Raw genomic sequence first — 18,404 nt, forward strand, 5'->3', positions numbered from 1 at the left:
ATCGATAGTTAGGTTTTGGGGCGGCGAAAGGGCTGAGACAGCATTTTATCGAGCCACTGCTCGCGTGCTTGGTTGAAGATCGGTAAACCGATCTTCACTTCATCGTGGCCCAAAGCGGGCTGGTCGATGTAAGTGCCAAACCCTCTATCCCATATTGAAAGAAAGAAGCCAAAGTTGGAGTGGGTCTCACGGGGGATGACTGAATGATGCACGCGATGCATGTCTGGTGTGACGATGAAGTGACGCAGCTTTCGGTCCCAATCAAGACGCAACTTGGCGTTGCTATGATTAAACATCGCACTTGCATTGAGCAGAACTTCAAACACCACTACAGCAATCGGCGACACCCCCAGACCCAACACCAAGGCCATTTTAATCAGCATCGAAAGGAAAATTTCTAGCGGATGAAATCTCGCCCCAGTGGTCACATCGATGTCTTGATCCGCGTGATGCATGCGGTGCAATCGCCACAGCAAAGGGATGCGATGAAACAGGCGATGCTGAATATAAATGGCTAAATCGAGCAGTAACACAGATAGGACAACATTGAGCCAAGCAGGTACCTCCAGCCGATGCATGACGCCAAATTGATACTCGAGCGCGTACAAAGCAACGCCAAAAGCGAGGGTTGGCAGCAAAAGGCTAAGGGCGACAGAGTTAAACGCCACAAGCGTGAGGTTATTTATCCAACGCACCGCTTTACTCTGGGTCAAGGTTTTACGCGGCACACACCACTCCCACAGCCCACACGCGAGCAGTACACCGATAAATACGCTGAGTCGAATAAATTGTGGGTCTTGCATGGAGTCCTCTACATTTTCTACTTATACATCGGGGTGAGTTTTGATTGAATCTCCCATCATGCTAGGTACACTCTAGCTCCCTAATTTGACCTTGCCAAACATTGTATGAGAGTTCACGCGTTTCATCGCTTATATCAATACCGATTAGACCGCTCAACCAAGCCGTTTATTGCACGCGGCTGCAAAGTGGTGCGCTGTACCTATTGCCAAGTGGCGCAGTCGTATTGCCTATGCGCGCATCAACCCGATATCGAGTGTGGCGTGCAGGTTTTGCTCATTGTGTCAGATAATGAAGTGTTCAAACCAAGCAATACGGGGCGGTTAATTGCCGATACCGTGCGTGAGACGCATGTCTATCAGTGGCAGCGCACGGAGCCCGATCCTGACATGCTCGCCCTCATCGCCGATCCGAGCAACGCGCCGGTGTTGGTGTTTCCAGATGCCTACGTAGACGATAGATCTCGTTTAGTCACACCGGAGTGGATTCAAAGCCAAAGCCTCAATCAACCCAATAAGACGCCACTACTGATTTTGTTTGATGGCAGTTGGCGAGAAGCGCGAAAAATGTTTCGCAAATCGTCTTATTTGGCGCATTTACCTGTGGTTTCGCTGACACCAGAAAGCGTGTCCCAATACCTGATTCGCCGCTCTGACAATGAGCAGCACCTCGCGACAGCAGAAGTGGCCAGCCTCTTGCTGGCGCAACTGGGCGAAGTCAAGGCATCTCGCACACTGAGCGATTGGTTTTCGGTGTTTCGTGAAGCCTATCTACTGACCAAAAGTCGCGGCTTGGGCGATGCCACTCGTCCGGCGCTGAAACATTTCATCGAACAGAGTCAAAATGAGAATTCGCTCTAAAAGCCAGGTTTTGAGTGGCGATTGTCTGCGCACCTGGTTTTAAGCGACAACTAAATCCGTCATCGGTCACGGAATGTAGGCGTAGCAATATGGATAATGAGTCGATTTATAAAATTGATAACATTGATTTCTGGGAGAGAAACCATGTACTACGGCTTTGATGTGGGTGGCACTAAGATTGAGTTTGGTGCGTTCAATGAGCAGTTAGAGCGTGTTGCAACCGAGCGTGTGCCTACACCAACCGATAACTATGACTTGCTGGTCGAGACCATCGCGGGCTTGGTGAGCAAATACGATGCGCAGTTCGGCTGCGAAGGCAAGATTGGCCTAGGTTTACCGGGTATGGAAGATGCCGATGACGGCACCGTGCTGACCGTTAACGTTCCTGCAGCGAAAGGCAAACCGCTGCGCAGCGATCTAGAAGCGAAAATTGGTCGTGGCGTTAAAATCGAAAACGATGCGAACTGTTTTGCTCTGTCAGAAGCGTGGGACGATGAGCTGAAAGATGAGCCTTCAGTGATGGGCCTTATTCTCGGCACCGGCTTTGGTGGCGGTTTGGTGTACGAAGGTAAAGTATTCTCAGGTCGCAACCACGTTGCGGGTGAACTGGGTCATATGCGTTTGCCTATCGACGCTTGGTTCCATCTTGGTGACAACGCTCCGCTGCTGGGCTGTGGTTGTGGCAAGAAGGGCTGTTTGGACAGCTACCTGTCTGGTCGCGGCTTTGAGCTTATCTACGAGCACTACTTCCAAGAGTCGAAAAAAGCGATCGATATCATCACCGCCTACCAACAAGGCGAGAGCAAAGCCGTTGAGCACGTTGAGCGCTTTATGGAGCTACTTGCGATCTGTTTTGCCAACATCTTTACCGCTAACGACCCTCATGTGGTCGCACTGGGTGGCGGTCTCTCAAATTTCGAATTGATTTATGAAGAGATGCCAAAACGTGTGCCGAAATACCTACTGTCTGTGGCCAAGTGTCCGAAGATCATCAAAGCGAAACACGGTGACTCTGGCGGCGTGCGTGGCGCGGCGTTCTTGAATATCAAGTAACGGATGGTCATAAAGAAATAAAAAGAGAGCTTGCCTAGGCAAGCTCTCTTTTTATCCGTGGATTAATGGGTCGTGGTGTTTGCGGCTCATAGCAATTAAGTTAGTGAGCGCAGAGACGTCTCTACGATTTCTTTTTACCCACACCCAAGTTTTCTTTTTGCGCTAGGGTGATTTTGTCAAACCCTAACTTTCTGAAGTGGTTGTCGCGGTAGTTGCGCATCGCCTTGGTGTCAGAGACGGCTTCGATTTGCTGCTCCATCTTGAGATAGGCTGAAATATCAAGACCTTCCGCTTCGGCGACGGCTTCATGAATATTGCGATGCTGCTGGTAGGAAAAAGTCAGGGTTTTGTCTTCACCTTTGTAGGTGTAGAGGATGGTACGCGCCATAAATCTTCTCTATAAAAGTCACTAAAGCGTGGAGGCTTTGGTTAGCGTCCACGCTGGCAAATCGAATCGTGGTGCGATCACAAGGATCGTCGTTAGGGTTAGATTCTGCCTTGAAGTGGGAGGATTGTCACGCTTTCACCCACTTTAACCATCTCAACGCTCGGTGAAATCTCAATCAAACAGTTTGCTTCACTCATTGAGCGCAAAATGCCGGAACCCTGACTGCCAGTGGTGGCGACGAACAACTGTCCGTTGGCATTGATGTGATAGATGCCGCGGCTAAACTCGGTGCGACCAAGGCGAGAGCGTAAGTTCTCAGTGGCAATGGCGGGCACCTTGAGTGGTTGCCAGCCGGTTTCGCCCTGCATTTTCCTCAGCGCAGGTTCAACAAAGTTAATGAATGACACCATTACGGCAACCGGGTTACCAGGCAAACCGAAAAATGGGATACCTTGCACTTGACCAAAAGCCAGTGGTCGCCCCGGGCGCATATTGATGCGCCAAAAATCGATGCTGCCTAATCGCTCAAGCGCCAGTTTGATAAAGTCGGCATCGCCGACGGACACGCCGCCAGAGGTAATAATCACATCGGCTTGGTTGGCCGCCTCAGCAATCACTTGTGTCATCGTCTGCTCATCATCCTCAATGATCCCTAAATCGATGATGTCGCAGCCTAACTGGGTAAGTAAACCAAACAGTGTAAAGCGGTTCGAGTCGTAAATGGTGTTGGCTTGCGCCGCGCAGCCTGGGGCTTGCACTTCATCGCCAGTGGAGAATATCGCCACTTTAAGACGGCGGTAAACCTCACATTCCGCAAAACCGAGTGACGCCATCATACCCATCTCCGGCGAGTTGAGGCGCTGACCTGCCTCAAATACCGCGCTGCCGATGTTTAGATCTTCTCCGGCCATACGTACGTTCTGCCTGGCTTTAATGCTCGCCCCTGCAAAGGTGACATTGTCACCGACTGTTTGCGCTTGTTCACGCATCACCACGGTGTCGGCGTTGATTGGCACCGGAGCGCCAGTCATGATTTTGACCGCTTGACCGGGTTCGAGCGGGCGATCGTAGCTCGAACCTGCAAAGACTTGCGCTACAACCTGATAGTGGCTGCGATCAAGATCGTCGCCGCGGATGGCAAAGCCATCCATCGCTGAATTGGTGTACGCTGGTACATCGATCGGTGAGGTGACCGGTTTAGCCAATACGCGTTGGTAACTGCTCTGGATGGAGGTGGTTTCACACTCTTCAATCGGGCTTAACGCGGCAAGTATGTTGGCTCGTCCTTGCTCAACCGATAGAAAGGCTGGTGAGAGGACATCACAACTGGCCGGTGTGGATGCGCTTTGTTGGATACTTTGTCGGGCGTGTTGTTGCGAGCTTTGCACAATGTAATCTTGAACAAACTGCGCAATACCATCGAGGTCATTGATATTGAGTGTGGGTAGCGAGGTGTCGAGTGAGTCGCTGTCCGAGGCTACGGCGATAATGTTGCTGTCCGTCGGGTATAGCCAAGGTTTTCCTACCGCTTCACGATGCAGTTCGATTTTGTCGAACGCTATGTTCTTACAGCCTTCCACCAAAATGACGTCGAGTGCGCTGCGATCGAATCGTTTAAGCAAATAGTCGAACTGCGCTTCTGCTTCCGGTGTTTCTGTCATCAGAGCGTAGCGATTACGTGAAGCGATCAGCATTTGGCTGGCGCCCGCTTTACGTAGTCGGAAGCTATCTTTACCGGGTTTATCGACGTCAAAATTGTGGTGCGCATGTTTGAGCATTCCGACGCGCAACCCCGCCTGGGTTAGTTTAGGCAATAGGGCTTCAAGTAGGGTAGTTTTTCCTGTGCCTGAATAGGCAGCAAAACCAAGCACTGGTACGCCAAGCTCGGCATAAAATGATCTATTCATGAGGTAAGGTGTCCAAAACGCTGCAATTCTTCAGGGGTGTTGAGATTGACAAAACAATCGGGCGAATCACTGAAATCGACCCATTTGGTCTGACACTCTTGGTAGAGGAGAATGATTTTGCGATCACCTCGGCATAAGAACGTCTCAAGCTTTGGCAGAACGCTGGTGTGAAACAAAGTAAATACCGGTTGCAGATGATCGCCATCATGGGCGACCATGATTTCAACGCCATCGTCAATCGCCGCGCAAAAACGTTCCACGAGATCGAGATTGATCATCGGGCTGTCACACGGCACAAATCCTACCCAAGGGGATGAGGATTGCGCTAGTGCATAATGAAGACCGGCATGAATGCCGCCTAGCGGCCCGGGGAAGTCTTTGAATTGATCCTCAAAAACCGGCGCCATCTGCCCGTAACGCTCAAGATTGCGGTTGGCATTGATGGCAATCTGGGAGGTTTGCGTTGCAAGACGTTGGTAGACATGTTCAATCAACGGTTTATCGCTGAGCGTAATCAGCCCCTTGTCTTGTCCACCCATTCGGGTTGCTTGCCCACCCGCTAAGATAACCCAACTAGTTTGCGTTGGATGAAGCATAGTTATTCTCTTTCGCTTGTTCTGAAATGACGTGCAGCAGCGGCGATTCGATTAGCGTCGTATTTTTAATCCACCACTGCTTACGGCACAAATTGGTTAGGGCATTTTGCTGGTGGCTGGTGACGACGATACTCGAACCTCGATCTAATAAATCCTTCGCCATCAATACCAAACGCTCGATAGACGCTTGGTCGAGTGAGGCGCTCGGTTCATCCATTAACAGAATCGACGGTTTCAGAATCCACGCTCGAGCCATCGCCACTCGCTGCTTTTCACCACCTGAGAGCACCGAAATGTGCTCATCGGCCAAGGTTTCTAATCCTACCATGCGCAGCGCTTGAATAACTTGCGCTCGCTTGTCTTTTGCCGTTGCTTGCTGAAACTTTATCCCATACACCACGTTTTGATAGACGCTACCATCAAACAGATAAGGAGACTGATGCAAATAGATAACGTCACTGCGGCCAAGCCTTGGAAAGAGGCGTTGTAGCCAGTGATCGTTTTGTGCCAATACTTGACCTGTAGTGGGCTTGATTAAGCCAGAGAGAATTTTAAGCAGTGTCGTCTTACCGACGCCGTTGGCCCCTTTAAGGTAGATGGCATCATTAGGGCCAATCGTTAGACGAGGAATGTGAAACAGCACTCGGTCTTTAAAGCGCATCGACAATTGGGTTGCGTTAAGTTTGATGGTCATAGTCGAGCCTTATTGATTTCTGAGATGGCCTTTGCCACGCATCGAAGTGAGTACAAAATTTAACGCTAGCGCCAAAGTAAGCAACACGATCCCTAGAGCTACCCCTTGCGCAAATGCGCCTTTATGGCTCTCCATCGCAATAGCGGTAGGGATGTTTCGTGTGATCCCCATGATATTGCCGCCCACCATAGTAGAACAACCCACCTCAGTCACAATCCGTGAGAAGGCCGCAATCGCCGCCGCCAGCAGAGGAAAACGGGTTTCCCAAATCATGGTGGCGATGATACGCGGTATTGATGCGCCAAGGGTGACGGCGGTTTCCACTGCGCGGCGATCGCTCGATTGAAGCGCGCCATGCATCATGGACACCATCACAGGAAAGCCAATCAGCATTTGCCCAACCACCATCGCTTTTTGGGTAAACAGCATTTGCCAATCGCCAAGTGGCCCCGCACGTGACAGCAGCATATAGAGGAGCAGACCGATGACCACCGTTGGGATAGCCTGTAGAGTATTGACGATCGCAAGCAGCAGCCATTTGCCCGTGAACTCAGTATAGGCAAGCAAAAATGACAGCAAAATCGCCGGTAACAATACAATCGAAATAGCGCTGAGAGAGACGGAAAAGGAGACCGCCACGATCTCCCACAGCTCTTGATCAAAGTGAATAAGTAACGCTAGCGCTTCTAGCGTCGTTTGCCAAACGGTCATCGACGATCAGTTCTTCTCTGCATCGGCAACAAACAGTTGCTGGTTGTTGAGTTTGAACTCATTGATCAACGTTTGCCCTTGAGGGTTAACCAACCAATCGCTGAACGCTTTTGCGCCTTGGTAATTAATACTCGGGTAGCGTTTGGGATTCACTAGAATCACCTGATAAGGGTTAAACAGTGCTTGGTCGCCTTGGTAAACAATGCTTAATTCAAGCTTGTTATTGTAAGCCAGCCAAGTGCCACGGTCAGTGAGAGTGTAGCCTTGCATTTCATTGGCCATATTCAGTGTCGGGCCCATACCTTGGCCTACCGAGCGATAGCCACCAAAGTTAGGTTCCATCTCGGTTTGTTGCCAAATGCCAAGCTCTTTTTTGTGTGTGCCTGAGTCATCGCCTCGAGAGACAAAAGTCACGCCTGATGTTGCGATCGCTTTGAATGCATCCATCACGCTCTCTTGCTCACTGACTTTGGCCGGATCGCTGTTTGGGCCCACCAAGACAAAATCGTTGTACATTAACGCGCGAGGCAGCACGCCGTAGCCTTTGTTGACAAATTCTGCTTCGGCTTTGGGGGCATGGGTCATCACCAAATCGACATCGCCGTTCTCGCCCATCTTCAGTGCTTTTCCAGTTCCTGCGGCAATCACGTCGACGCGATAGCCACTCTCTTGCTCAAACTTAGGCAAAAGGTAGTCGAGCAGTCCTGAGTGATAGGTGCTGGTCGTGGTGGCTAAGCGTACATGCGAAGGTGAGTCGCCTGATTGAGCGGAGTAACTGACGATGGCTAAAGATGCCGATAGGGCGACGAGTGAGGTTGATTTCATGCTAACTGTCCGTAATTGTTATTGTCTTTATCGTTGCTCTCAAAAAATGAGGCGTGATCACTAAAATAGAACACGCTTAGTATGCAATTCAAATGCCATTGAATCATCATATATATTTCAATAAGTTAGATATGCACAACGTGAGGTGGGACAAATTGTCGCACATAAAATAGGGCGAAAAGACCATTTGTTGATACACTCAAGCTCAATGATACCCAACACAGACACTGCGGTTATGCCAAGCTCGCTCGATATGCAAAAAACCAATCAATTCCATGCCTTTTCGGTTCTTGTCGTTGACGATGAAGAGGGCATGCAGGCGATACTAAAAAAAGCCTTGAGTAAATGGTTCACTCGCGTCGACTGTGCCGGAAGCATTGAAGAAGCAGAGGGACTGCGCAGCCAACACCATTTTGATCTGATCATTCTCGACATCAATTTGCCGGGAAGATCCGGGATTGAGTGGGAAGAAGCGTTTGATGACGACGATAAACGTGCCGATGTGATTTTTATGACTGGCTATGCGGATCTCGATACGGCAATCAGCGCGTTAAAGCTCGGTGCGTCTGATTTTATTCTCAAACCGTTTAACTTAGAACAGATGCTCGCCGCAGTGCAGCGCTGTATGAATAAGCGTTTGGCAGAGCGTCATCAATACGCGCTGAAGCGCGATGTTGCACGGCACATTAAAACCGACATCGTAGGCGGCTCAGAAAAAACCAAGCAACTAAAACAATTGATCGCGCAGTTTGCGCCGTCTCGCGCTTCTGTACTTATTGAGGGGGAGTCGGGGACGGGTAAGGAGTTAGTCGCGAGGGGCGTTCATGAAGCCAGTCAACGCAGTGGGCCGTTTGTACCGGTGAACTGCGGCGCGATTGCACCTGAGTTATTAGAAAGTGAATTGTTCGGCCATACCTCGGGCGCGTTTACCGGTGCAAAGAAGAACCGAGAAGGTCTGTTTCGCGTGGCCAATGGCGGCACACTGTTTTTAGATGAAATTGGTGAGATGCCGCTCTCGATGCAATCGGCGCTGCTGCGGGTACTCGAGCAACGAACCATACGTCCGGTCGGTAGCGAGCGAGAGATCACGGTGGATGTGCGCGTTGTCGCCGCCACCAACCGCAACTTGCAAGAGGAGGTCGAAAAAGGGCAATTTCGCGCGGATCTCTATTATCGCCTAAATGTACTGAAAATCGACGTGGCGCCACTTCGTCAGCGGAAACTCGATCTGATTGAGTTGATCCCCTTTTTCACGCGCATGTTGGCCTCTGAGCTTGGTATGCCCGATCCTAAGTGGGCGCATGAAGACATCGTCGCACTAAATGATTACGATTGGCCCGGCAACATACGTGAGTTGAAAAACGTCATCGAGCGCTGCATTTTGCTCGGTAAGCCCCCTGCGCATTATTGGCGCGAGACCGACACTCTGCCTGTGCACAGCGCGATCAGTGTCAATGTATCGACTGGCAGTGAGCTGATTGACTTTGGTAGTGATAATCCGCCCACCGGTTACCCCAATAACTGGTCACTCAAAGAGGTAGAAAAAGCGCACATTTGCCAAGTGGTCGAATTGCATGACGGGAATAAATCCGCAGCGGCGCGCGATTTGGGTGTGGCGAGAAAAACGCTTGAACGCAAGTTTAAAGAGTGGGAAGACTCTGACCATGTCTAATCGCCTCAGTTATAAGTGGCGACGCCGTTTTCAGAGTATGGTGCGCTATCGGTTGATGTTTTTGACCTCCGCGCCTATCGCTCTGACGTTAATTGCCTTGATTTGCATTACCATCTACTGGTCTATTCAATACACTTGGCAGAGCGCTTTGGTGGATGTATCCGAGCGACTTGGCGTGGCCAATAACAGCATCGAACTGATTCAAGAGAAGCAAGCCAATCACGTTAAAGCCTTTGCTGATTCTTACCAATTTCGTGTACGTTTATCCAAGCGTCTCTCTCTACATCAAAACAACGCCGATTTTATTTCATGGGTGGCGAGCAAAAAGCGCGATTACCAACTCGATTTTTTGCGATTTCACAGTGTCGATACGATTGAAGATAAGTTCCGTTTTCTCGATCTCACGCGGCGCGAATCCTTTTTTGACCTGTTGTCAAAACAGGAGCTTGCGATGCTCGGCGGCGATCTGAAAAATCGCGCTCAAGTGCCCATTCTTGGCAGTGAAGAGATTGTGCGAGAGGGGCTAGTCAGTCGTACTGTGCTGCCGATTCATGATGATCAGGGCGATCTGATGGGATTTCTAGACGGCGGGTTACTGCTTAATAACAGTACTGTACTGGTTGATCAAATTCGCGATCTCATTTATCCCACCAAACAAGATGCCTTAAGGCCGGTCGGCACCTTAACCCTGTTTCTTGATGACATCCGCGTCAGCACCAATGTACCGCTCGATAGTGAAGACCGCCTCGGCCGCGCCATCGGTACGCGCGTGTCTAATGAGGTGCGCCAAAGCGTGCTTGAGGACGGACAGGAGTGGGTCAATTTGGCCTTTGTGTATGACGCTTGGTACATCACCGCCTATCAGCCACTGCGCGATCAATACGATAACGTGATTGGCATGCTGTATACCGGTTACTTGCTGTGGCCATTTGTCATGACCTACATGACCAACATTGCTGAGGTGTCGATCATTACCGTGCTGCTTCTGATCGGGTCTGGGGTGATGGTCTATCGCGGCTCGCGCGATTTGTTCAAACCCATCGAGCACATTCACCGTGTCGTCAAATGGATTCAACTGGGTAAGGAGACCCGCATTGGCGATTTGGGGCTTGACGAAAACCACGAGCTGGCCCAACTGGCTAAGCAATTTGACAATATGTTGGATTTGCTGGAGAAACAAAAACGCCAGCTCGAGATGGCGGCGAGCGAATTAGAAGGTCAGGTGCGTCAACGCACGGCCAGTTTAGAAGAGAAGACACAACAACTTGAGCTACATATCCAATTACTCAACCAAACCCGCGATAAGCTGGTGGTTAGGGAGAAGCTGGCGGCGCTCGGGGAGTTAACCGCAGGCATCGCGCATGAGATCAACAACCCAACCGCGGTGATCCTTGGCAACATTGAGTTGATTCAATTTGAACTCGGCCAGGAAGCCCATAGAGTCAACGATGAAATAGTGGCGATTCACGGCCAGATTGATCGGATCCGAAATATTACCCGCAGTTTGTTGCAATACAGTCGTCAGGGCGGCGTGCAAGACGAAATCACTTGGCAGCACGTTAATCCCATCATTGAAGAGAGCATTACCTTAGTCAAGACGGGCAGTAAAAAGCGCCAAGTGACCTTTGAGACCGAGCTCTGTGCACACACGCCGGTTGAAGTGAATCGACATCATCTGCTGCAAATCTTGGTGAACCTACAGATGAACGGCATTCATGCGATGCAAGGGGAAGGGACGCTGAACATTCGCAGTCACGATTGGCAAGAAGAAGGGCAGATCCTTGGCGTTGTGATTCAAGTCGAGGATCACGGCTGCGGCATCAAGCCAGAAAACCTAACGCGTATTTTCTCGCCTTTCTACACCACCAAACGTGAAGGCACTGGCCTTGGGCTGTCGGTCTCGCAAAGTTTACTTAGCCAAACGGGCGGCGAGATCACAGTCGCATCAACACTAGGAAAAGGCAGCTGCTTTAGTCTTCATCTGCCGTGCAAAGCGGATAACGGTATCAAGGTCGCCACCCTGTAAAACATCACACTAAAGGAAAAGCGGTAAAAGGCTTGCAGTTGACGCGTTGAGCAAGTAGTGTGGCGCCGTTTTTAACGGTTTCAAAAAATAAGGTAACGATTGTGATATCCACCAACAACATCACGCAGCAATTTGGTGCTAAGCCGCTGTTTGAAAATATCTCGGTAAAGTTTGGCGAAGGTAACCGCTATGGCTTGATTGGCGCGAATGGATGTGGCAAATCAACCTTTATGAAAATCCTCAGTGGTGAGCTAGAGCCAACCGGTGGTAACGTAAGCTACGACCCGAACGAGCGCGTTGCTAAACTGAACCAGGACCAGTTCGCCTACGAAGAGTTCACTGTAATTGATACCGTGATCATGGGTTACAAAGAGCTTTGGACGGTTAAAAAAGAGCGCGATCGTATCTACGCTTTGCCAGAAATGACCGAAGAAGAAGGCATGCTGGTGGCCGATTTGGAAGTTCAATTCGCTGAAATGGACGGTTACATGGCCGATGCCAAAGCGGGTGAATTGCTACTCGCAGTGGGCATTCCTGAAGAACAACATTACGGTTTGATGAGCGAAATTGCCCCAGGCTGGAAACTGCGTGTGCTGTTGGCTCAGGTACTGTTTGCTGACCCGCACATCATGTTGCTTGACGAACCAACCAACAACTTGGACATCGACACCATTCGTTGGTTGGAAGAGACGCTAAACCAGCGTAACTGCACCATGATCATCATCTCGCACGACCGTCATTTCCTCAACTCTGTCTGTACGCATATGGCGGATCTTGATTACGGCGAACTGCGTGTCTACCCGGGTAACTACGATGAATACATGATGGCTGCCATGCAGGCGCGTGAACGTCTACTGGCCGACAATGCGAAGAAGAAAGCGCAAATTGCCGAGCTGCAAACCTTCGTCGCGCGCTTCTCTGCCAACGCTTCAAAAGCTAAGCAGGCAACCTCTCGCGCAAAGCAAATTGATAAGATTCAATTGCAAGAAGTCAAAGCATCAAGCCGTCAAAACCCGTTCATCCGTTTTGAGCAATCAAAAGAGCTGTTCCGAAATGCATTGGAAGTGGAAAACCTTAGCCAAGGTTTTGAATCCATGCTGTTTGAAAACTTCAATGCGATTTTTGAAGTGGGCGAACGCGTCGCGATTATCGGTGAAAACGGTGTGGGTAAAACCACGTTGCTCAACACGCTTGCTGGCGTCCTTGAGCCGAAATCGGGGACTTATAAGTGGTCTGAAAACTCAAACCTTGGTTACTACGCCCAAGATCATGCGCATGACTTTGAAGAAGACATGAACTTGATGGAGTGGATGGGTCAATGGCGACAAGAGGGTGACGACGAGCAAGTGATTCGCAGCTTCTTAGGCCGTATGTTGTTTTCACAAGATGACATCAAAAAGTCCGTCAAAGTGCTTTCTGGTGGTGAACAAGGCCGCATGTTGCTGGGTAAATTGATGATGCACAAACCCAACATGTTGTTGATGGATGAGCCTACCAACCACATGGACATGGAATCGATCGAGTCACTCAACAATGCGCTAGAGCAGTACAAGGGTACCTTGTTCTTCGTCTCGCACGACCGCGTCTTTGTTGACTCTTTGGCGACACGAATCATCGAACTCAAAGACGGCAAGATCACTGACTTCAAAGGCACTTACGCTGAGTTCTTGAAAGCCAAAGGCATCGATGGCTAATGAACGACCTTTAGGATGACATCACAAATGCCATCCCAGATGAATGATGACGGCCGCTTCAGGTATCCTTTCGATAGAAAGCATCCTGAGGCGGCCGTTTTTGTAGGTCACGTTAATTGATGTTGCTTAGAAGATTTAGAGTGTTAACGCGTCCCGCTGCCCGTTTCCCCTTTAACATCAAACACCATTTTTTGTGCGCCGGTAAAGACCTGAAAACGCAGCCCTTTGGCGCGCGCAATGGTAGTGATGCCAAACTGCTCAGCAAGCTCTAACCCCATTTGTGTGACGCCAGAGCGCGAGAGCAGCACAGGAATGCCCATTTGCGCGACTTTAATCACCATCTCAGACGTCAAGCGACCCGTGGTATAGAAGATTTTATCCTCGCCGGACTCTTGATTGATCCACATCTCTCCCGCCAATGTGTCTACCGCATTGTGCCTGCCTACATCTTCGACAAAAGAGAGCACCTGATCGCCCTGACAAATCGCGCAACCATGCACCGCGCCGGCTTTTTTGTAGGTATCATTGAAATGGGTGAGCGCTTCTAGGGCTTGGTAGATAGCGCTTTGCTTGATCGAGATTTGCGGGACTTGATACCCCTCAAGTTGCTTCATGACATTGCCATACATGGTGCCTTGACCGCAGCCCGACGTGACGGTCTTTTTCTTTAGCGCAGCTTCAACGTGTTCAATATCCTCTTTGGTTACCACCGCAGCGGTGTGCGTTTCCCAATCGATGATTACCGACTCAATCGCGTCCGGGTCAGTGAGGAAACTCTGGTTTTTCAAATAACCCAATACTAACGATTCGGGTCTTGAACCGAGTGTCATCAGCGTGACCACTTCTTTCCAATTGAGCATCACAGTCAACGGACGCTCACAGGCGATCTGCTTAACGAGTTTCTCTCCGTACTCGTCATAAACGTCGACTTCAATCGTTTGCTGAGGGTTGGGTTGGGTTTTAATGATGTTGGGTTTCACGTCGACACGGCCTTTCGCATGGGTTTGTATTGTTGTTGAGACAAACATATAGCAATTTGCGTTCCCAATCTCTGGTGAGATCAATATTTTGAATACTCAGCCTCATTAAGTACGATTGATGTGCATTCTGTTGTCTATGTTATTAGAGCGACTGAGGCATCTTGTCTCTTGGCGCACACATCAACGCTAGGTACGATATTTGCAGAGCGTTATTTTACTGTTCGTTCTTTAAGACTCGTCTTTTAAGAAATCAATAGTGGCTAGGAAAAACGTCTTGTCAGGCGAATAGATAATACGAGCGCCATTCATTTTCTCGAATGGGCTGATAACAATGATACGCTGGTGAACCATGTCAAACTCAATACATCGAATTAAAACCGAGGATAGCTGGCCCATCGCGAGCCGATTGGTGTCGCATGAAATTTCAACTGGGATTTGGTCAACCACCCAATGGCAACTCAAGGAGTTTGTGCTCAACCCCACCTCCGGTGAGCCATTTGTTAGCACGCTGCGCTTATTTAAAGATGAGCGCACGGACTATCGATTCAACTTAAGCGCTCAGCAACCCAAGCTATTCTTAATATTGGATGTTATGGAAAGCGATGAAACGCCAAAAATCGTGATGATCACTGCTTCGCAAAGTGTTGCGGGGCAATACATGGATGGCGATTACCTCGTGCTTTCTAATGCCATGCCACTGCCCGTTCAAGCGTGGATGGAGGCGTTTATCGGCCGACACGGCGAGCTACTCGAAGTGAGACGTAAGAAACGCAAAGGAGCAGGGCGCGCCAGTGGCAAGTAGTTTTTTACAGCGTTGGTCCCAGCGCAAACTCGAGGATGTGAGAGAGGAGGCTCAACCTGTCTTACTATCCGATTCAGAGGCGCAAGATTCGGACGATAGCGGAGCACAGCCGTCGACCAGTGGTGTTGAGGCGAAGCAAGATACGCCAGCGCCGGGCAACTCGTCACATCATTCGCTCGATGAGTCCTCTGGCGACATCGCCGCACTATTGTCATCAGATGCAGAGCAGAGCATAAAAAAGCTCGCGCTAAGACAACTGTTTCAATCCGGCGCCTTTAGTGAAGTCGATAATCTCAATGATTACGATCATAACTTTAAGGCGGTCAAGAGCTTATCTAGCGATGTGGTGAGTCAACTGCGTGACTGGATGGGTGAAGAAGATAAGGCCTCCACCAGCGACCCGATAGAAGAGCCGCCAGAAGCGGTGCAAGCAGACACGTCATCCTCTGATCTTGAAACGCATTCGGATGAAGAGCTCCCAGAGACCGCAGATCCCGTTAATGTGAGTGGGACAAAAGATCCCACATTGTAATAAGGGACATTTTGACCAAGGGATAAAGAAAAGGTGAGACAAATTGTCTCACCTTTTTTATGGTCTTTAGCTAATCAGCACTACCCGTTTAAAAACTATCGCTAATTTACTGATTAATTTGAAATTATTTTTTGGTATGGCATTTGCTTTGCTCTGTTCCATCAAAATAAAACGATAATAAAACACTGGAACGCAGCAATGCATAATCACACACACGTGAGCAGTCACCCGGCGCAAGGTGGGGGAGGTCAACACCTACCTTGCGAACTTGGCTTAACGCAACTGCTCGAACAAAATCAGTCAGTCAATGGCCTAGCACGCGCCGCCGCTATTCAAAGCACGGTTGAGCTAGCCAATCTCATCCCACCCACCGTCAGTTACGAAAGCCAAGGCGATACGTTGATCATTGGCCCAACCGCCATTATCGAGAGCGCTGCCGAGCAGTTAACCATGATGGGCAGCGTCACTTTGCTCTCTACCGACGGAGAAGCGGGCACGCATCCATCCCTTTACTTTACTCGCAGCGTGCGAGTGAGTGGGTTTCTTGGTGCATTTGAGGTGATGATCGAGAGTAAAGGCGGCGAAAGCAATCTCGCTGCTGCAACACTGGGCCGCAGTCAATTCGATATCGTGCTTGATCTTTGTTTAAGCAGTTGCATGAGCGAAGAAGTGCCAGTGCCGGGTTATTACCCTGTAGGCCGAGGTTACCCCAAACTGACTCAAGCGCTTGAAGAGATCCCGACCTTAAAAGGCACCTTTGATAAGCCTAAATATTTTCGCCTTGATACCGACTTGTGCGCGCACAGCTCACGAGGGGTCAAAGGGTGTGAGCGCTGTGTCGATGCCTGTCCGGCAGGCGCACTTTCCAGCCAAGGGAGTGAGAAGACAGGGCATAAGATAGAGATTAATCCGTTTCTCTGCCAAGGGGTTGGCACCTGTGCAACCAGCTGCCCGACGGAAGCGATTCATTACGCGCTACCTAACCCGACACAAACGCAGACGTTTGTTGAGCGTCTATTGGCCAACTACCGCAAGCACAACGGCCAAGCGCCCGTCCTTTTATTTTGCAGTGAACGCCATGAAAGTTACAACGTCATGGCGCTTAAGCAGTTACCTGACAATGTCATTCCTGTCGAGTTGGAAGAGATCGCCAGCGTCGGTATTGATACGTGGCTTGCGGCATTGAGCAACGGCGCTTGCCAAGTGTTGTTTGCCGTCAGTCAACACATGCCGCAAACCATATTGCGCGTACTCAATAGTGAGATTGACACTGCTCAACGCTTTCTTGCACAGCTAGGAATTGAGACCTCGCGTATTGAGTTGCTCTATATCGATTCACTACGCAGCACGACACCAACGTTGATTACCGAGCCGTTAAGCATCTTTCTGGGTGAGATCAGCGGCAATAAACGTCAGCGTCTGTTTAGCTGTTTAGATGCCCTCGCGCAGCACTACCCGCCAAGCCAGGTTATCGCTGATGTTCCTGCTCATGCGCCTTATGGTCAAGTGAAGTGTGACAGCACTAAGTGTACCTCTTGCATGAGCTGCGTGGCGGTGTGTCCGACTCGCGCTCTGCATACCAACGGTCAATCGCCCTCTTTGCAGTTTGTCGAGCAAGATTGCGTGCAGTGCGGCTTGTGTGAAAAAGCGTGTCCAGAGGGCGCGATTGAGTTAGAAGCGCGCATGAACTGGAATAAGCAAGAGCGAGAGAGCGTCAAAATCATTCACCAAGAACCGGCGGCCAAGTGTCTTCGCTGTGAAAAGCCGTTTGCTCCTCAATCTATGATAGACATGCTGCAATTCAAGTTACAGGGTCACTCACATTTCACCGATCAAGCAGCAATCAATCGTATTGCCATGTGTGAAGATTGTCGTGTCGTCGATATGTTTGAGTCGATGGCGAACGACCCGATGCAACAGCTCAACTATTAGGATTTCAAATGGAAACGACAATGGACCCTCATCCATCCCCGCGCGCAGAAGTGTATCTGTTGATTGCGACCTTGCTGCGCCAGTGCCCCAATGAACCGATGTTGAACTTTTTACGAGAGTTAGAGACCGAGCCCGCGAACAACGACATGGTTAAGGCGTGGCAATCACTCAACAGCGCAGCAAAGCACGCGGATCTGAGCCAACTTGAAGATGAGTTCTTTGAGCTTTTTATCGGTATTGGTCGAGGCGAAGTGGTGCCGTTTGCCTCCTGGCACCTGACGGGCTCATTGATGGAGAAACCGTTGGCAGAGCTGCGTCAGACGCTAGCTAGACTCGGATTCGAACGCGACAGCCATGTTAAAGAGCCAGAGGATCACCTCGCAGCATTGTGTGAAGTCATGGCGATGCTGGTTCCGCATGATGAAGTGACGCAGCAACAGTTTTTTAACGACCACATTGCGCCTTGGTTTCATCGGTTTACCGAGCAACTGAATGAAGCAAAGCACGCCCAGTTCTATCGAAGTGTCGCTCGTTTGATAAGCGCTTTTCTCACTGTCGAGCAGGTGCGTTTTACGCGCTCGCCAGATCATCACACCAGTACACGAATTGAAGTTAAAGATGCCACCGAGTATGGACCGAGTTCTCTATAGAGATTTGGTCTGAACTCAGGAATAAGAGAGGGCACGACAACAGAGTGACTCTCTCAATACCAATAAGGTAAGGAAGCAAAATGAAAAACAAAAGTGAAGTGGATAATGGACGCCGCGACCTGCTCAAAGGCGTGGCCAGTGCCGCCGTTGTTGGTGCGGTTGTCGCCGGAACCAGTCAAGCTGTAGAGGCAAAAGAGAGCAGCGTTACAGCCACCGAGCCAACCAAAGCTGGCTATCGTGAAACGCAGCACGTACGCGATTACTACGACACGCTATAGGAG

At 50.0% G+C, this 18,404-nt stretch carries 18 protein-coding genes; 10 read left to right on the plus strand and 8 right to left on the minus strand.

Annotated features, from left to right (window positions below):
- Positions 1 to 8 precede the first annotated feature (8 nt).
- Complete coding sequence (locus AC6R0R_RS17915; RefSeq protein ID WP_500627709.1) at positions 9 to 803, minus strand: sterol desaturase family protein; 795 nt, start codon at positions 801 to 803, stop codon at positions 9 to 11.
- Between the two features lie 105 nt (positions 804 to 908).
- Between AC6R0R_RS17915 and AC6R0R_RS17920 the strand changes: the two genes are divergently transcribed.
- Both AC6R0R_RS17920 and nagK read left to right on the plus strand, forming a co-directional pair.
- Entirely contained in the window at positions 909 to 1,661 is a 753-nt protein-coding gene (locus AC6R0R_RS17920) for a tRNA-uridine aminocarboxypropyltransferase (protein WP_500627710.1), read from the plus strand.
- A gap of 144 nt (positions 1,662 to 1,805) precedes the next feature.
- Positions 1,806 to 2,714, plus strand: coding sequence for an N-acetylglucosamine kinase (gene nagK / locus AC6R0R_RS17925; RefSeq protein ID WP_487901938.1), 909 nt, complete (start codon positions 1,806 to 1,808; stop codon positions 2,712 to 2,714).
- A 121-nt stretch (positions 2,715 to 2,835) separates the two neighbouring features.
- On the opposite strand, the gene AC6R0R_RS17930 is transcribed toward nagK, so the two are convergent.
- From AC6R0R_RS17930 to AC6R0R_RS17955, 6 genes are all read right to left on the minus strand, one after another.
- On the minus strand, positions 2,836 to 3,102 hold the full coding sequence (locus AC6R0R_RS17930; protein ID WP_334555325.1) for a DUF2960 domain-containing protein: 267 nt from the start codon (positions 3,100 to 3,102) through the stop codon (positions 2,836 to 2,838).
- Between the two features lie 98 nt (positions 3,103 to 3,200).
- Entirely contained in the window at positions 3,201 to 5,009 is a 1,809-nt protein-coding gene (locus tag AC6R0R_RS17935; protein WP_500627711.1) for a bifunctional molybdopterin-guanine dinucleotide biosynthesis adaptor protein MobB/molybdopterin molybdotransferase MoeA, read from the minus strand.
- Positions 5,006 to 5,605, minus strand: coding sequence for a molybdenum cofactor guanylyltransferase MobA (gene mobA, locus AC6R0R_RS17940; RefSeq protein WP_500627712.1), 600 nt, complete (start codon positions 5,603 to 5,605; stop codon positions 5,006 to 5,008). Before mobA ends, AC6R0R_RS17935 begins: the two co-directional genes overlap by 4 nt.
- Entirely contained in the window at positions 5,583 to 6,299 is a 717-nt protein-coding gene (locus tag AC6R0R_RS17945; RefSeq protein WP_334555328.1) for an energy-coupling factor ABC transporter ATP-binding protein, read from the minus strand. Before AC6R0R_RS17945 ends, mobA begins: the two co-directional genes overlap by 23 nt.
- Before the next feature lie 9 nt (positions 6,300 to 6,308).
- Positions 6,309 to 7,010, minus strand: coding sequence for an ABC transporter permease (locus tag AC6R0R_RS17950; RefSeq protein WP_487901941.1), 702 nt, complete (start codon positions 7,008 to 7,010; stop codon positions 6,309 to 6,311).
- Positions 7,011 to 7,016: 6 nt separating this feature from the next.
- Entirely contained in the window at positions 7,017 to 7,835 is an 819-nt protein-coding gene (locus tag AC6R0R_RS17955; RefSeq protein ID WP_500627713.1) for an ABC transporter substrate-binding protein, read from the minus strand.
- Between the two features lie 235 nt (positions 7,836 to 8,070).
- Between AC6R0R_RS17955 and AC6R0R_RS17960 the strand changes: the two genes are divergently transcribed.
- From AC6R0R_RS17960 to AC6R0R_RS17970, 3 genes are all read left to right on the plus strand, one after another.
- Positions 8,071 to 9,507 (plus strand): sigma-54-dependent transcriptional regulator, encoded by a 1,437-nt coding sequence (locus tag AC6R0R_RS17960; protein ID WP_500627745.1) that lies wholly within the window; start codon positions 8,071 to 8,073, stop codon positions 9,505 to 9,507.
- Positions 9,500 to 11,533, plus strand: coding sequence for a sensor histidine kinase (locus AC6R0R_RS17965; RefSeq protein ID WP_500627714.1), 2,034 nt, complete (start codon positions 9,500 to 9,502; stop codon positions 11,531 to 11,533). The genes AC6R0R_RS17960 and AC6R0R_RS17965 overlap by 8 nt, the downstream gene beginning before the upstream one ends.
- 101 nt (positions 11,534 to 11,634) lie before the next feature.
- Positions 11,635 to 13,227 carry an ABC-F family ATPase gene (locus AC6R0R_RS17970; protein WP_334555333.1) on the plus strand — a complete coding sequence of 531 codons (1,593 nt, stop codon included), beginning with the start codon at positions 11,635 to 11,637 and terminating at the stop codon, positions 13,225 to 13,227.
- A 143-nt stretch (positions 13,228 to 13,370) separates the two neighbouring features.
- Here the strand turns inward: AC6R0R_RS17970 and fdhD are convergent, their stop codons facing one another.
- Positions 13,371 to 14,255 carry a formate dehydrogenase accessory sulfurtransferase FdhD gene (fdhD, locus tag AC6R0R_RS17975; RefSeq protein WP_500627715.1) on the minus strand — a complete coding sequence of 295 codons (885 nt, stop codon included), beginning with the start codon at positions 14,253 to 14,255 and terminating at the stop codon, positions 13,371 to 13,373.
- A gap of 301 nt (positions 14,256 to 14,556) precedes the next feature.
- On the opposite strand from fdhD, the gene AC6R0R_RS17980 reads away from it, so the two are divergent.
- The 5 genes from AC6R0R_RS17980 to AC6R0R_RS18000 all read left to right on the plus strand — a co-directional run bounded on the left by AC6R0R_RS17980 (position 14,557) and on the right by AC6R0R_RS18000 (position 18,401).
- Complete coding sequence (locus AC6R0R_RS17980; protein WP_500627716.1) at positions 14,557 to 15,009, plus strand: DUF3305 domain-containing protein; 453 nt, start codon at positions 14,557 to 14,559, stop codon at positions 15,007 to 15,009.
- Positions 14,999 to 15,541 carry a DUF3306 domain-containing protein gene (locus AC6R0R_RS17985; RefSeq protein ID WP_500627717.1) on the plus strand — a complete coding sequence of 181 codons (543 nt, stop codon included), beginning with the start codon at positions 14,999 to 15,001 and terminating at the stop codon, positions 15,539 to 15,541. Before AC6R0R_RS17980 ends, AC6R0R_RS17985 begins: the two co-directional genes overlap by 11 nt.
- Before the next feature lie 198 nt (positions 15,542 to 15,739).
- Complete coding sequence (locus AC6R0R_RS17990) at positions 15,740 to 17,473, plus strand: 4Fe-4S binding protein (protein ID WP_500627718.1); 1,734 nt, start codon at positions 15,740 to 15,742, stop codon at positions 17,471 to 17,473.
- A gap of 8 nt (positions 17,474 to 17,481) precedes the next feature.
- Positions 17,482 to 18,123 (plus strand): TorD/DmsD family molecular chaperone, encoded by a 642-nt coding sequence (locus AC6R0R_RS17995; protein ID WP_500627719.1) that lies wholly within the window; start codon positions 17,482 to 17,484, stop codon positions 18,121 to 18,123.
- A gap of 80 nt (positions 18,124 to 18,203) precedes the next feature.
- Positions 18,204 to 18,401 (plus strand): twin-arginine translocation signal domain-containing protein, encoded by a 198-nt coding sequence (locus AC6R0R_RS18000; RefSeq protein ID WP_487901950.1) that lies wholly within the window; start codon positions 18,204 to 18,206, stop codon positions 18,399 to 18,401.
- Positions 18,402 to 18,404: the final 3 nt, after the last annotated feature.

Source organism: Vibrio sp. R12-SW3-ISO1, assembly GCF_059834005.1.